The sequence below is a fragment of the Sporosarcina sp. Y838 genome, from assembly GCF_056786515.1.
The window spans coordinates 151,565-166,459 of sequence record NZ_JBXCJD010000002.1; the positions used below are offsets into that span (position 1 = coordinate 151,565).

The 14,895-nt window shown below is 41.6% G+C and carries 11 protein-coding genes and 1 riboswitch; of the genes, 4 read left to right on the top strand and 7 right to left on the bottom strand.

From position 1 onward, the window contains the following. Positions 1 to 252 precede the first annotated feature (252 nt). Together AC1TO4_RS03505 and mtnK are read right to left on the bottom strand one after the other, a co-directional pair. On the bottom strand, positions 253 to 1,446 hold the full coding sequence (locus AC1TO4_RS03505; RefSeq protein ID WP_482104174.1) for a 2,3-diketo-5-methylthiopentyl-1-phosphate enolase: 1,194 nt from the start codon (positions 1,444 to 1,446) through the stop codon (positions 253 to 255). Beyond that, entirely contained in the window at positions 1,446 to 2,651 is a 1,206-nt protein-coding gene (gene mtnK / locus AC1TO4_RS03510) for an S-methyl-5-thioribose kinase (protein ID WP_482104175.1), read from the bottom strand. The genes AC1TO4_RS03505 and mtnK overlap by 1 nt, the downstream gene beginning before the upstream one ends. Positions 2,652 to 2,724: 73 nt before the next feature. After that, a riboswitch (SAM riboswitch) is annotated at positions 2,725 to 2,827 on the bottom strand. 214 nt (positions 2,828 to 3,041) lie between these two features. On the opposite strand from mtnK, the gene AC1TO4_RS03515 reads away from it, so the two are divergent. Further along, positions 3,042 to 4,712 carry a glycerol-3-phosphate dehydrogenase/oxidase gene (locus AC1TO4_RS03515; RefSeq protein WP_482104373.1) on the top strand — a complete coding sequence of 557 codons (1,671 nt, stop codon included), beginning with the start codon at positions 3,042 to 3,044 and terminating at the stop codon, positions 4,710 to 4,712. A gap of 336 nt (positions 4,713 to 5,048) precedes the next feature. On the opposite strand, the gene AC1TO4_RS03520 is transcribed toward AC1TO4_RS03515, so the two are convergent. The 5 genes from AC1TO4_RS03520 to tatA (AC1TO4_RS03540) form a co-directional block, all read right to left on the bottom strand. Continuing rightward, a complete protein-coding gene (locus AC1TO4_RS03520; protein ID WP_482104176.1) occupies positions 5,049 to 6,473 on the bottom strand; it encodes a YfcC family protein in 1,425 nt (474 codons plus the stop codon). A gap of 30 nt (positions 6,474 to 6,503) precedes the next feature. After that, a complete protein-coding gene (locus AC1TO4_RS03525) occupies positions 6,504 to 7,868 on the bottom strand; it encodes a M20/M25/M40 family metallo-hydrolase (RefSeq protein ID WP_482104177.1) in 1,365 nt (454 codons plus the stop codon). A gap of 597 nt (positions 7,869 to 8,465) precedes the next feature. Further along, on the bottom strand, positions 8,466 to 9,875 hold the full coding sequence (locus AC1TO4_RS03530; protein ID WP_482104178.1) for a GGDEF domain-containing protein: 1,410 nt from the start codon (positions 9,873 to 9,875) through the stop codon (positions 8,466 to 8,468). Positions 9,876 to 10,125: 250 nt separating this feature from the next. Continuing rightward, positions 10,126 to 10,395, bottom strand: coding sequence for an excalibur calcium-binding domain-containing protein (locus tag AC1TO4_RS03535; protein WP_482104179.1), 270 nt, complete (start codon positions 10,393 to 10,395; stop codon positions 10,126 to 10,128). Between the two features lie 276 nt (positions 10,396 to 10,671). Continuing rightward, the gene (gene tatA, locus AC1TO4_RS03540) at positions 10,672 to 10,875 is read right to left on the bottom strand and encodes a twin-arginine translocase TatA/TatE family subunit (protein ID WP_482102415.1); all 204 of its coding nucleotides are present in this window, start codon (positions 10,873 to 10,875) and stop codon (positions 10,672 to 10,674) included. A 661-nt stretch (positions 10,876 to 11,536) separates the two neighbouring features. On the opposite strand from tatA (AC1TO4_RS03540), the gene AC1TO4_RS03545 reads away from it, so the two are divergent. From AC1TO4_RS03545 to tatA (AC1TO4_RS03555), 3 genes are all read left to right on the top strand, one after another. Next, positions 11,537 to 12,298 carry a gluconate 2-dehydrogenase subunit 3 family protein gene (locus AC1TO4_RS03545; protein WP_482104180.1) on the top strand — a complete coding sequence of 254 codons (762 nt, stop codon included), beginning with the start codon at positions 11,537 to 11,539 and terminating at the stop codon, positions 12,296 to 12,298. Positions 12,299 to 12,376: 78 nt separating this feature from the next. Further along, a complete protein-coding gene (locus tag AC1TO4_RS03550) occupies positions 12,377 to 14,119 on the top strand; it encodes a GMC family oxidoreductase (protein ID WP_482104181.1) in 1,743 nt (580 codons plus the stop codon). A 114-nt stretch (positions 14,120 to 14,233) separates the two neighbouring features. Next, entirely contained in the window at positions 14,234 to 14,440 is a 207-nt protein-coding gene (gene tatA / locus AC1TO4_RS03555; RefSeq protein ID WP_482104182.1) for a twin-arginine translocase TatA/TatE family subunit, read from the top strand. Positions 14,441 to 14,895: the final 455 nt, after the last annotated feature.

Genomic DNA, 14,895 nt, shown 5'->3' on the forward strand with positions numbered 1-14,895 from the left:
ATTCTACACACTGTATTGAAATATTTACTAGTCGCCGTCGCAATGATAGATAACGAAATACGCTTTCTTACATAGACTTATCCAGCGAAGGCGCGTCCAGTGTTAGCCGAAGCGATAAGACTGAAAGTGGTCTCCTTTCTGGCTTATCGCGGGAGGCATCCACAAAGCGCCGAAGCAGTATTAGCAGGATCTCTATCTCATTCTATAAAAAAACGAGCCTCTCGGGACTATCCCAGGAGGCTCGTTTTTTGCTTATACTGACTCGACAACGCCCCATTGGTCGATGGCGCGTTTCAAAGGTTCTGACGTTTTTGCTGCTTCTACGAGAGAGACTTGTTTGACACTTGCGTCAATCGCCGCCCGGAATGCCTTGGCACCTTGCGTCGGTCCATCTGGATGGCCAAATATTCCGCCCCCGGCATTGACGACTAGATTATCTCCGAAATCCTTCAGCAATTGCGGCACCATGCCTGGGTGAATTCCAGCAGATGGTACTGCAAATGTTTTTTCGAAGCCATTGTCTTCTATTAGCGCGTCATTGATTGCCAACGCATCGAATTTCGAAATTGCGACATTGCCATAGGGACTTGGGAACAAGGACAGATCTCCGCCAATAAGTCGCGTTAATTTCCCTACCAATAACGAGTAAGAGAATCCGCCACCTGCTTGTCCTGCTAGAACGCCCGATAATGCCGAATGCGCAACAATTGGCAAACCGATATTGTTATTTTCACGCAGCGTTTGAAGTGCATCTAGCCCATACGCATGGACGTTGAATAATAACGCGTTCGCGCCGAGCGCTGCCGCCTGTTCTGCCTTGTCATGAAGCTCATTCGTCCGTCCCGACAAGTTCACTGCATACAATGCCCGATTTCCTGTTTTATCATAATGCCGATCGATAATGTCTTTTGCTGTTGTAATTCGCTTGTGAAACGGTGTTAATTCATTCTCAAAAAGAATTTCATCGTCTTTGATGAGATCGACGCCGCCTGCTAGCAGTTCTTCTAGTTGAGCGGAGAAAAAGGACAGATCCCTTCCCATGACTCCTTTGAAGATGGCTTTCAGTAATGGGCGATCCATCACATTCAACTGCTCTCGAATCCCTTTTGTACCGAATCGTGGTCCTGGAAATTGTGCAAGCAATTGTTTGCCAAAATCCAAATCGATTAATTCATAGCCTTCAAAAAAAGAAAGCTTGCCGTAGACAGTCGTGAAGATCGCGGGAAGATCTGCCGAATAGTTAGCGGATGGGTAAAAGATTTTCACCGTATCCTTCACTTCCCCTTTTTCCACAGAAACGACTTCACCTTTATGGTGCTTCAATTGCTGCTGTTCAAGATGCGGAATGTCTGTCCAAGACCCGATTGTGAGCCCAAGTGCATGTTGCTCCGCTATTTTTTCTTGCTCTGGATGTGTCGGAAATAGATAAGTGGCTGTAACTCCCATTAAAATTCCTCCTTGTGACTACTGTCGATGAACCAGCTCTCCAATTCTTCAAGAGAGCGTATTGTATTGCGGTTAAGTATCAAATACTTCCCGAGCTCCAACACTTTTTTCCTTCTGGCCATACGTTTTCCTTCATCTTCTTCATAATTTAAATCGTCAATTTGTGCAATGCCGATAGAGCGGCGGACCAATTCGCAGCCTGCATACCCTAGCATATCGGTAAAGTTCTCATCCATTACATGCGTCAGGAAGCCGTCGAGTTGTGTATAAGGCTCATTGGATTCTTCTCTCCAAACTTGGGCGAATGTATCGGCGTATGCATACCATGCTTCCCGCGCTTGTTCATAGCGCTTCGTTTGAAATTCAGGGTGTCCGATTCCATTTAACAACAAGCTTGCGATAAAATGCCCCATGTCAAATCCGAACGGCCCAAAACAAGCAAACTCGGTATCGAATACAACTGTTTTATCTTCTCCCATGAAAATGGCACCACTATGTAAATCGCTATGGATGAGCGCATCCGCTTTCGTCATGAACTTATGTTTTAATTTCGCCACTTCCAGCTTTAACTGGTGGTCTTGACTTAGAAATAATACATCATTTTTCAAGCCTTCTTCAAAGAAATTGCTGTCATGCATATTGTATGGACAATCGAAAGAGAGTTCTTCCGTCATTTCCCGCATTGCCGGATTTGTAAAAGAAGCATTCAACTCTTTCTTTAGTTTTGGATCCAGGTAGAAATCGGACGTATAAAAAGTGGTTTTCGCACTGAATACACCTATGTCTTTCGCAAATACGGTAGATTCCGTCCCATTATTCAAAGCCGTGCGCCCCATTTCCATCGGATGCATGTCTTCCATCACAACAATTGCCATGATTTCATCCAAAAGATGCACTTTCGGAACAGAACCGGGAATGATGTTATCGTATTCCTGTAATACTTTCGCTTCGAGAACGACCCGATCGATTGGGATAGGCATTGACTCTCCTACAATCCTCGCGTAAGGTACAGCCTGCTTGAGTATCAAGCTCTTCTGTTCTCCCGTTAATCGATAAACATGATTGATCTTCCCATCACTTACTTCCGTCACAACAACTTGTTCTTGTTCACTAAAGAAGCCACGCTTTTTAACATACTTCACAATTTCATCTAATTCTAAGAATGCATAGGTTGCCAGTTCCTGTTGACTACTTGATATATTCATGTTTTATCCTCCTTCTGCATCGTCTATGATGATAAAAAAACCCCTTCAGTTAAGAAGAGGTTTTTCACACAACTTCTTATCTTTCAGCATAAATGCTGTAAGAATTAGCACCGTGCTCAATTGAGTCGGTTGCCGGGCTTCATCGGGCTTTTCCCTCCGCCTGCTCCTGATAAGAGTATATTTATTATTTTTAATTACCATTAGATTCGCACAATGTTATATGAAATTATAGCATGCCTCTTACTAATTGTCTATGTAATTGAAACCCATCAAATAGTTAAAACACTGGCTACATATTACTATTTTCTAAACGTTTTGTAAATCAAGAGATTCAGTTATCTAAATTGTAGTATAATTAATGAACGAATAAAATATGTGGAGGCTTTAACTATAATGAGTGAACAACCTAATGAGTTACATAAAAATGAAGAACTCTCAACATTACAAGCGGAAGAATTTGATGTATTAATCATCGGGGGCGGCATTACGGGGGCTGGAATTGCCTTGGATGCTGCGAGTCGCGGCATGAAAACAGTGCTTGTGGAAATGCAGGATTTTGCTGCTGGGACGTCCAGTCGTTCTACAAAAATGATTCATGGCGGCTTGCGTTACCTGAAAAACCTTGAAGTGAAGATCGTTGCGGAAACAGGCAAGGAACGGGCGGTCGTCTATGAAAATGGACCCCATGTGACGAAGCCTGAGTGGTTGCTTTTGCCGATTTATAAGGACGGCTCCATGGGTAAATTCAGTACCTCCATCGGATTGCGCGTCTATGACTTCTTGGCGGGCGTGAAAAAAGAAGAACGAAAGAGTATGTTGACCAGAGAAAGAGCGTTGCATGCGGAGCCTAAACTCAGGGCTGAAGGGTTACTTGGGGCTGGTCGTTTCGTTGAATACCGATCGGATGATGCGAGACTGACGATTGAAGTGATGAAAGAAGCTGTCAGTCAAGGTGCTACTGTATTCAATTATACAAAGGTGACTGATTTTATTTACAATGATGGAAAAGTTACAGGCGTATCCGTGGTTGACCAATTAAATGGAAAAACTAGTGAAATACGGGCAAAAACAATAGTAAACGCCGCCGGTCCATGGGTGGATACATTGAGGGAGAAAGACAACTCCTTGGATTCAAGGGAAATTCGTTTGACGAAGGGCATTCATCTCGTTTTTGACCAAAGTGTATTTCCTTTGAATCAGATTGTTTACTTTGATACGCCAGATGGTCGGATGGTGTTGGCGATCCCACGGGATGGGAAAACGTACGTCGGGACGACAGACACTGATTACAAAGGGGATATGGTTCATCCCCGAATGACCGTAAGCGACCGCGATTATTTGATGGACGCAATCGCTCTCATCTTTCCGAAATTAACCATTGCGGCGAGTGATATTGAATCCAGCTGGGTTGGGCTACGGCCTTTGATCAATGAAAAAGGCAAAGGGGCATCCGAAGTTTCGAGAAAAGATGAAATTTGGGAGTCCGCTTCGGGGTTAATCACCATCGCTGGAGGAAAACTGACGGGCTATCGAAAAATGGCGGAGACGATTGTAGATGTCGTCGCATCAAAACTCAAAACAGATACAGGAGTATTATTTTCTCCGTCCAGCACGAAGAATATGCCCATTTCAGGCGGACACGTCGGAGGTTCCCGAAACTTTGAAACGTTCATGTATCGGAAAATCAAACAAGGCATAAAACTCGGATTGGATCAGGAAAGAGCTCAGTCCCTCGTGAAAAAGTATGGCTCAAATGTAGATATCCTTTTTGATTTATTACAGAAAAACGAGCAGGCAGCGCAAGATTCTGGGCTACCCGTCTACCTCTTTACGCAAGTCCTTTACTCGATCACAGATGAATTCGTCCGTACACCCGTCGACTTTTTCTGGCGACGTACGGGCGCATTACTGTTTGACATTCAATGGGTGAACGAGTGGAAAGTGTCCGTCATCGAAATGATGAGCAAAGAGCTTGGTTGGAGTGACGCGCAGAAAGCAGATTTCCGTGCTGATCTTGAAAAGCATTTGCATGATGCGACTGTTCCGGTTGACGGGGAATAGTGTAAATCGGATAGTTCGATATTCTTTATTCGGCTCCATAGTTCGTCACCTGCCTTCCTAAGAATATTCTACCGAAAAGAACAGGTGTTCGCATGGCAATGTCGCTTTAAAACAAAAAAAAGAAAGCCAATTCATCCCACGACTGAAGTCACGGGTGTTCTTGGCTTAATCATAAAATGGTACAATCCTCGAAAGTTAGAGTGAAAAATTCTAACTCTCGGGGATCGATACAACCTCTGCGTTTTTCTGTACAATTTTATTGTCTAAAGGTATGCGATTTACCTATTCAGTTCTTCAACTTAACAACAGAACTACAATACCCCTACATACCAAAACCTAAGCCGGCCACACAAACAAATGAACAATCGTTACCATAATCGCACACGTAACGAACAGCAAGATGACTAGTGGAATCATAAATCTTGCCCATTTCAGCCAGGAGATTCCTGCAAGTGCCAACCCGGCCATCAATCCGCCGTTGGTAGGGTAGAAGGCATTCGTAAATCCATCGCCGAATTGGAAGGCAAGGACAGCAGTTTGTCTGCTGATTCCAACTAAGTCTGCGATTGGCGCCATGATTGGCATCGTTAATGCTGCTTGACCGCTCCCGGAGTTGACTGGCAGGTTGATCAGGAATTGAACAAAGAACATCCCGACAGCTGCCACGCTGGATGGGAATTGACTAGCTAGATTCGATAAGCCGAATACGATGGTGTCGATGATATTCCCGTCGTTCAGGATCACTACAATCGTATAAGCAAAGGACACAGCGAGCGCACCTTCCATTAAATCCTTACATCCGTCTGTAAAGGCGGACGCCATTTCACTCGGCTTCATCCTCGAAATGATTCCAACGACCACTCCCATTAATAAGAACAACCCTGTAATCTCTTTAAAGAACCAGCCATAATTGATAATGCCAAAAGGTAAGGCGACGAATGTGGCTGCCAGGACTAATAAAATGACAATATGCTTGTAAGATAAACGGTTTTCGATCGTCACTTCATCGAAATTTTTATGTTGGTCTTCAAAGTATACGAGACTTCTGGTTGGATCCTTCTGAACTTTTCTTGCATACAGCGTAAGGTAGGTAGCACCAACGATGGTAAGAATAATCCAGCAAACGATCCGTACCTCCATCCCTGAAAACAGTGGCAAACCGATAATTCCATGGGCGACCCCAACATTATACGGATTTAAAAATCCACCCGAGTATCCGATTCCGACACCTAGTATCGGCACTGCAACCGCAATAATGGAATCAAAACCTGCCCGTAAAAGCAGCGGGAGCAGGATAATAATATAAACCATTGCTTCGGAACCTAGTCCGAAACTCGCTCCGGCTAATGAAAAAATAGTGAATAGAATCGGAATCAGGATAATCTCTTTCCCGTGCATTTTTTTAATGAGATGATAGAGGGCCGTTTCAATCGCCCCCGTTTTGCCTAAAATACCGAATACGCCACCGGTAATAAACAGCAGGAATAGTATGCCTGATGCTTGGGTCATACCGTCATAAAGGGAATTGAAAAACTCCAAGAACCCTGTTGGATTCCCTTCTGTCTGTTGGTAGGTACCGTTCACGACAATCTCTCTACCATCCTCATTTGTCGTTCGTTCATATTGCCCGGCCGGCACAAGATATGTGATGAGCGCGGCAAAAATGACCATACAAAACAAAATCACAAGAATGTGTGGCGGTTTTTTAGGTTGTTTCTTTGTTTTTGCTGTATTTGTCTGAAGCTGTTTTTTCTCTGCCATATAACTAACTATCCCTTCTGACTGAAATATCTATGCTAGATTTTTGGCGTAAGCACCAAGGTCTTGAATCACATGACATGTACATACAATCCCGTTTAAAAAGTTATCGATTTTTATATTTTCATTTGGGGAATGATTTCGTTGGTCGAAATTCGCATAAGGCACGATAATCGACGGTATCTTCAAAATTTTGGTCCATACATAAACCGGAAGCGAACTCCCCAAACTTGGTTGGATAATCGGATCCTTCTCGTACGCATTCGCTACCGCATCCGTTACGACTTGGACAATCTCGAGGTCTGCAGGTGTCCTGGACGGTTCCATGGATACTAAATGTGTCACTTCAACACCTGGATCGTGCTTTTTGATGTGGTTTACGATTTTGTTGAACACATCAGCAGGATCCTGATCCACGACAAGACGGATATCTAACTTCACGGAAGCAGTAGAAGGGATGATGGTCTTCACGCCTTCACCAGAATACCCGCTGGAGATTCCTGCGATATTGAACGTCGGTTCCATTGTCAGTTTATGGTAATAGGTTTGTCCGTCCATATCAAGCTGCGGATAGCCGATTTTTTCACCGATATCTCCTGCGTCAAAAGGAATGATTTTAAGCAGCTCTTTTTCGGTAGCTGACGGCTTTCGGATGTTGTCGTAGAATCCTTCGATTAACACGGTTCCATCTTTATACCGCATCGTCTTCAGCAAATTTATTAATCTCCAGGCAGGGTTAGGCACGATATTGCCAGTATTGCCGGAATGATTATCCCATGCTGCTTCGCTCGCCTTTATTTCGAGTTGGAGTGAGCCTCTTGCACCTAATAAAACAAGCGGGGCACCACTGTTATGAGCAGAACCATCTGCTGTGTAAACGAGATCTGCGCTTAGAAGTTCTTGGTTTTCCTCGACAAACGCGGCTAAATGAGGACTTCCGTTCTCCTCTTCGCCTTCAAAGATAAATTTTATATTAATCGGTAATTCTTCAACTAGCTCCATATACGTCTTCACACCAAGCAGCGTAGCCATTAATTGCCCCTTGTTATCTCCAGTGCCCCGGCCAAAGATTCTTCCATCACGGATTGTCGGTTCAAAAGGTGGAGAAATCCAGTCTTCAATCGGGTCTGGAGGCTGGACGTCATAATGTCCATAAAAAAGGACGGTGAACGCATTTTCGTCCTTGATCATCTCGCCGTAAACAACCGGGTGTCCGTTTGTCTTCTTGATGGTGGTGTTGATCCCGATTTCCTCCATTATATTTTTAAGAAGTTCGGCACATTCAGTGATTCCGTCATTTTGCGTGCTGATGCTTCTTTGGCGTATAAGTGTAAATAGTTGTTCCAAATACTCCTCTCTTTTACTTTTCAGGAGTTGTGGAAGCTTTTCAAGTGACATTTGAAGTTCCTACTTTCTTGAATATAGCGATAATAAATTGATAGGTTTATTATCTGTTACTTTACTTTGCTAAAGTAATAAAATAATAAAGTAATTATATCGGAAGGTGTGCTTTTAGACAAGTGTTTTTAAAAGCCCTATGTCTGAAGCCTGCCGCTGTATTTGAGAAACGATTAATTTCCACTGAAACAGAGACATCCAATACCGATGCTTTAATGCAGGAATTCATAAGAGGAGATGGAAAAATTTACTTATAGAAACAAAACGCTGAATTATTTCCAGTCTTTTTTTTGTTGAATAAATACCATATCTTTCAACTCTAATTCCCTTCAATTTGACTTAGCAGCGGTTTTAACACGATATTTTCACCTTACAATAATTATTGTAGGTCGTGTAATTCGTGTGTCGATTTGGTTGTTGAAATAGTTGCGATTTGTTTTTAAACGTTGATGCATAGGCATTTTAAAGACCGCAAATTCATATGCGAATTAGCGGTCTATTTCGTGCTTTATTTTGAATTTCGCACCACAGAACTGAACGGGTTAGGGACATTCCGGAGAGGGCTATTTTTTGATTCGTTTCACAGGCAGTTATGCTTTAACCTACAACGCAAACTTGGTTTTTCCCATTCTCTTTTGCCTGATAAAGTGCGATATCTGCAGAATTGAATAATTCCTTAAATTCCACTACTGTCCCTTTTCCGTTATCAGCCACACCAATACTTGCAGTAATTGAAACGAACTTCCCTTCGTTTTCCACTTGAATCCTTCTAATCGTTTCCGATAGCTGTTCAGCTTTCTTTTTCCCGGCTTCCAGTGAAATGTTTTTCAGAATAACGACGAATTCGTCTCCGCCAAATCGACTCATTAAGTCCGTTTCTCTGAAAACCGTTGAGCTATATTGACTAATCTGCTTCATAACAGCGTCACCCACCAGATGTCCAAATTCATCATTAATGAGCTTAAAGTTATCGATATCAAATGCGATACATACGATGCTTTCATTGTTCCGTGATGCTTTTTCAAGCCACTCATTCGTAGTACTTTCCAAATAGCAGCGATTGTAAAGTCCTGTCAAATAGTCCGTGTTGGCTCTCTTTTCAGTGATGGAAAGACCATGTTTAACTTCAAGCTTAAGTGCCGCTAACGCTAGTCCACTCTTAGTGATTTCATTGAGCACGGTGATGTATTCTTTTTGAACTTCATAGCCAAGTAATTTGTCATCCATAAGCTCGCATAAGTCGCATCTTTGTTCTTGTATATCTTTCAATAAATTAAAATCATCATAGCTTGCTGCTAAATCCTTGGCAGTGGTGTATGCATCAAACGCTTCCCTTAATTGGTTTTGCGCAGCAAACCATTTACCAAGTAAATAATAACATTGGGCCTTTTCCCTGATAAACGAGTCTAAAATTGGATGGTTGATCATCTCATCTACCAGTAGTTTCGAAGTTGTTAAATCCCCCAGTCCAATATAAGCATTTGCCATGTTTAATGTGACCCTTAGTTCTAAAATTGGGCTTGCCGGTTGATGTAATTTCGCCATCTCAAGTCCGATTTCAGCCATTTCAAGCGCTTCTCTATAGTTTTCTTCGACGATGCATATATGACTGTAATTGCTATATCCGTTGCTAACTAGATTGTAATGTTTTAATTTCTTACCCAAATGAATGCTTTTTTCGAGTGTTGCTTTTGCATTACCGTAGTCTTTGTTATAGGCATGGAGTAAATAATACATATTATATGAATGCAGTTGGTCTGTTTCATTGCCATATTTAGTACATAGTTCTTCGTGAGCCTCGATACTGTTAAAAGCTTCGGTTAAATCGCCAATCGAGTAGTAGGCGGCGGCTGAATACGCATGAGCCGCGAGGACAAATTTAAATTCATTTAGCCTAAGCCCGTTTTCCAACAGATGGCGGCACCCCTCGATTGTTTCTTTGTACTTGCCTTCAGCCCTTAAAGTCGATACGTTTTCGAGTAGTAAATCTAAGTCTTTTTTCTCCATAGCCTTCTCCTACTTGTCGAATTTTATAGTTTTTTGTAGACTTTGTCCTAATTTATTTCATAGTTCCATCGTATCATATTGTGGGATATTTTAGTAGTCCGTTATAGTAGTTATTTTAATCTATTGAATAATCAAGTGACTGTTTCTTTAGATTAAAAACTCATTATTGAACACGGTATGGACAGTGGTGAATAAAAACAGCTCCATTCCACAATTAAAACTGTGAATGAAGCTGTTGTTATTGTTATTCTTATCGCTCACACGCGATTAAATCTTTATCGCGATCACTTTTTTTGTTCAGATCATATAAAGCTTTGGATACGAATGGAGCGTACTTTGTTTTGCCGCCTACATTTTTAACAGAGGCTGATTTTGCCACGCCGCCTTTATACACCTTGTTCAGTTCAGTGCAATTTTTGTAGCTCACTGCTTTCGGGCTAGCTGCATCTACTTGCAACGCTTTAAATGAGAAACTGATAGCAATTGCGAGTGTAAGTATTGCTGTGAGTATCTTCTTCAAACCATCGACCCCCTATTCCATAATTCTATATTATCAGCTTTCAAGGTATATAGAAACCCTGATAAAGGAAATTCGATATATTTCTGGAAATTCCCTACTTTTAACTATACTTTGACGTCCAATACCGTCTTAAAGCACGATTATAGAATTCCCGGTTTGTTGGACACTTCCCTGTTAGTTCGACACTTCACCAATCTCTAAACTCGCCTTGTCATCAAAAAAAGAGCTAGCGTCAAATACAAATTGTATTTGATGCTAGCTCTTTTGGATTAACGATTATATTTTCTTTTTCTCTGTTAATTCTTTGTCGTCTAATTTGAATTCATCAGCGACATCATCGACGATGTCTTTCGTTGAATTCTTGAATTCTTTTAGTGTTTGTCCAACAGCTCTTCCTAATTGAGGCAATTTAGCTGGTCCGAAGATGATTAACGCAATCACTAAAATTATAATTAAACCGGGTACACCGATGTTTGGCATGAGTTGTTCCTCCTTTGAGTTGTGGTGCATTTTATTCAGGTACGTACATCAGTATACCACTTTTTCCACCTCTTGAGCCTAAATTTCCTCTTCTTTCGCCCATTTTTTTAATGACCAGCTGAACAGCAGAGCACTGATTTCAAATAAATGGAGGAATGGAATAACAATTAGAAAAATGGAATTCGATTATCAGGGATACTATGAAGTTCACAGCCACACTATTTAGTCGCTTTCTCAACTCCGTTAAATGTTCAATAAGCGTATACTTTCTTGCACGCTTTTCATCATCCATCTAACCATTTCAAGGTTTAATGTTTTCAATATATGGTAACTATAGTTTTATTTCACAAAAAAGACTTGAATTCATACTAATTAGATACCAAGTGTAGTAGAATGAGAGTTGCTTAGACCCACCCGAATAGTATAATGCCAGTATTGATTTGTAAATAATACGACGCTTACTCGTAAAAAGTATAGAAGAATGTAATGACTACCTATATTGAAGGGCTACAATTGGGGATTCAGACATCTCATCTATTTTTTGTCGAGGTGCTTTATTATGATCTCTAGGACTGGGAAAAAGTACATAATTTGTGCTTCATTGTTTAGTTAGGTAAAAAATTAGTTGTCGTTTTAACACTTTGAATTTGGAGGTTTTATCATGTCAGAAAAAGAAAAAAAGTCCTTTGAAGGTAAAAAGTCTTCGAGACGCTCATTTTTAAAGAATTCAGGATTAACGGTAGGCGGACTTGTTTTGGGTGGTGCTGTTGGTACCCTGTTGAGCAGCGATACAACAACAACCACAACAGCAGTGAAAGACTCAAGCACGCCTAAGCAGGCAGAAAACCTACATGTCGCTTTAATGTACTTTACGCCTGAGCAATACCGAACTACGGAGGCCGCAGCGGAAAGAATTTTCCCTAAAGATAAAAACGGTCCTGGTGCTAAAGAATTATTAGTTGCTTATTACATTGACCATCAATTAGCAGGTGCTTGGGGAATGGGCGCAAAAGAATACACATCAGGCCCCTTTTACCCAGGAGAGCCGACTCAAGGTTATCAAGGTCGCCAAAACAGACAACAAATTTTTGAAGTAGGACTAAAAGGTCTTATGGATCAAAGTGTGAAAAAATACGAAAAAGCTTTCGAGAGACTTTCAGCTGAAGAGCAAGATGCAATTCTTACTGACTTTGCTGAAGGAAAAGTAGAGTTAAAAGGAACGACTTCTACTGCCTTTTTCAACACTTTACGGTCTGCAACAATTGAAGGTGCATACTCAGATCCTTTGTATGGCGGTAATGCAGGTATGGAAGGTTGGAAGATGAAAAACTTCCCTGGTCACCAAATGAGCTTCTTAAATATTATTGAAGAAGAATTTGTAGTAGTAGAACCGATGGCATTAAACTCTCAACATAATCACTAATCAGACGTACCCAAAGATAAATAGCCCAATTAGAAATTTGTGATCATTTAGAGCTTTACGATTGAGGAGGAAATAGTAATGGTGAAAAAATTACCTAAAACAGATGTAGTTATTATTGGTGTTGGTTGGTCCGGCGGTATTATCGCTTCCGAGCTAACAAAAAAAGGACTTAAAGTAGTTGGTTTAGAAAGAGGGAAAGACCGAAAAACAGAAGATTATTACATGGCGCATGACGAACTTAGATATGCGGTTCGCCATGAAATGATGCAAGACCTTTCAAAAGAAACAATCACTTTCCGTAATCATGACAAAATGCGTTCTCTACCGATGAGACAATATGGTTCGTTTTTACTTGGCGTAGGTGTTGGTGGTTCAGGAGCACACTGGAATGGTCAGAACTTCCGTTTTCTTCCTTATGATTTCGAACTGCGAAGCAAAACCATTGAAAAATATGGAGAAGGTAAAATTCCAGCTGACATGACGATTCAAGACTGGGGTATTACATATGATGAAATCGAGCCCTACTACGATCAATACGAAAAAATGGCAGGGATTTCAGGAGAAGACAATCCTTTAGGCGGGAAACGTTCAAATCCATTCCCGACTCCTGCGATGAAAAAAACACAAGCTATGCAATTGTTCGATAAAGCAACAAAAAACATGAAGCTTCATCCATATGTTCAACCGTCTGCCAACCTATCAGAAAACTATACAAACCCTGATGGAATTTCCAGAGTGGCTTGTCAATATTGTGGATTTTGTGAACGCTTCGGTTGTGAGTACGGTTCAAAGGCAGACCCTAACGTTACTGTAATACCGGTAGCAAAAGAAACAGGGAACTTTGAAATCCGAACGCATTCAGAAGTACGCCGTATTGTACACACAGGCGGTAAAGCGACTGGCGTAATCTATACAGATATGACAACTGGCGAAGAATTTGAACAGCCAGCAGATGTTGTTGTATTAACAGGCTATGTCTTTAGTAACGTTAGACTTCTTCTACTTTCAGAAATCGGCAGACCTTACAATGCAACTACGGGTACTGGCGTAATCGGTAAAAACTATGCCTACCAAATCAGAAAAGGACGCGCAACTGGATTCTTTGACGAACAAAAGTTCAATAACTTTGCAGGTGCAGGCGGCCTAGGGATGATTGTAGATGATTACAATGGCGATAATTTCGACCACACTGATTTGGACTTTATCCACGGCGGGATGATTATCCTTGGGCAAACAGGACAAAGACCTATTGCCAATAACCAAATCCCATCGGGTACTCCGACTTGGGGTGCAGAGTTTAAAGAAGCTTCGTTAAAATATACAAATGCGTCGTTAACGGTTAGTGGCGAAGGAGCTTCAATGGCTTACAAACAGCATTTCCTTGACCTCGATCCTACTTATAAAGATTCGTTTGGTGATCCATTGGTTAGAATTACCTTTGACTTTGAAGACCAAGACCGTGCGTTGACTAAGTTCTTAGCAGAGAAATGTGAAGCTATCTTAAAAGAAATGGGCGCAGATCATATAGATACGAGTAAAGAGCTTGGTCCATATAATGTTGCTGAATATCAGTCTACGCATAACACGGGCGGCGTAATCATGGGCGCGGATCCTGAAACTTCTGCGGTCAATAACTATTCTCAGATGTGGGATGTAGACAATCTATTCGTTGTCGGTGCTTCTTCATTCCCGCAAAATGCTGGATATAACCCAACAGGTACAGTAGGTGCTTTATCGTACCGTGCTGCGGAAGGGATTCTCGCGTTCTTCGAAAAAGGCGGTCAATTGGTCGAAGGTAAAAGCGAAAATCAATTAGTCTAATGTTATAATTGAATGAGGCATTTACGATTGTGATTGTATTGTTCAATTTTAATGGTTTGGCAAAACTCTATCTCATTTTCGTTCATCCTATCATCTAGATAAGGAGGAATTACCATGCCAAGTATCGGCTTACCGGGTTTAATACTCATTTTAATACTAGCTCTCGTCATCTTCGGTCCTTCCAAACTACCTCAATTGGGGAAAGCTGTTGGACAAACGCTAAAGGAATTTAAGACCTCTACTAGAGATATCATCAATGATGAAGAAAAAGACAAAACGAAGTTAGATGCTAGTGAAACAGACGTTGAAAAGAAAATCTAATATAAATGGCCAGCTATTCTTTGTGAATAACTGGCTTTTTTATATTTAATAAGGCGTGAAAATCTAATTGATGCTATAGGGTGTTCGCTGGAGTTTCCCATTATTGATGGAGTTGTAATTCAGAGTTTACATTTTAGATCGCTTGACGCTTTGGGGATGCCTCTCGCCATGAGCCTGGATTGGCGCTTCGCATCCAGTCTCATAGCTTCGGCTACCCCTTTGCCGCGCCGGCGCTGGAGTTTCCCATTATTGATGGAGTTGTAATTCAGAGTGTACATTTTAGATCGCTTGGCACTTTGGGGATGCCTCTCGCCATGAGCCTGGATTAACGCTTCGCATCCAGGCTCATGACTTCGGCTACCCCTTTGCCGCGCCGGCGCTGGAGTGTTCCATTATTGATAGAAATTTCATTGTAGAAAGATGCACTATGGGCTGCAGGTCTTATCCCTGATAAC

Bases quoted from the DNA above. Each gene is read 5' to 3' on its own strand.
- AC1TO4_RS03505 (WP_482104174.1), bottom strand. From the start codon at position 1,446: ATGGGAGTTACAGCCACTTATCTATTTCCGACACATCCAGAGCAAGAA.
- mtnK (WP_482104175.1), bottom strand. From the start codon at position 2,651: ATGAATATATCAAGTAGTCAACAGGAACTGGCAACCTATGCATTCTTA.
- AC1TO4_RS03520 (WP_482104176.1), bottom strand. From the start codon at position 6,473: ATGGCAGAGAAAAAACAGCTTCAGACAAATACAGCAAAAACAAAGAAA.
- AC1TO4_RS03525 (WP_482104177.1), bottom strand. From the start codon at position 7,868: ATGTCACTTGAAAAGCTTCCACAACTCCTGAAAAGTAAAAGAGAGGAG.
- AC1TO4_RS03530 (WP_482104178.1), bottom strand. From the start codon at position 9,875: ATGGAGAAAAAAGACTTAGATTTACTACTCGAAAACGTATCGACTTTA.
- tatA (WP_482102415.1), bottom strand. From the start codon at position 10,875: ATGCCAAACATCGGTGTACCCGGTTTAATTATAATTTTAGTGATTGCG.
- AC1TO4_RS03545 (WP_482104180.1), top strand. From the start codon at position 11,537: ATGTCAGAAAAAGAAAAAAAGTCCTTTGAAGGTAAAAAGTCTTCGAGA.
- AC1TO4_RS03550 (WP_482104181.1), top strand. From the start codon at position 12,377: ATGGTGAAAAAATTACCTAAAACAGATGTAGTTATTATTGGTGTTGGT.
- tatA (WP_482104182.1), top strand. From the start codon at position 14,234: ATGCCAAGTATCGGCTTACCGGGTTTAATACTCATTTTAATACTAGCT.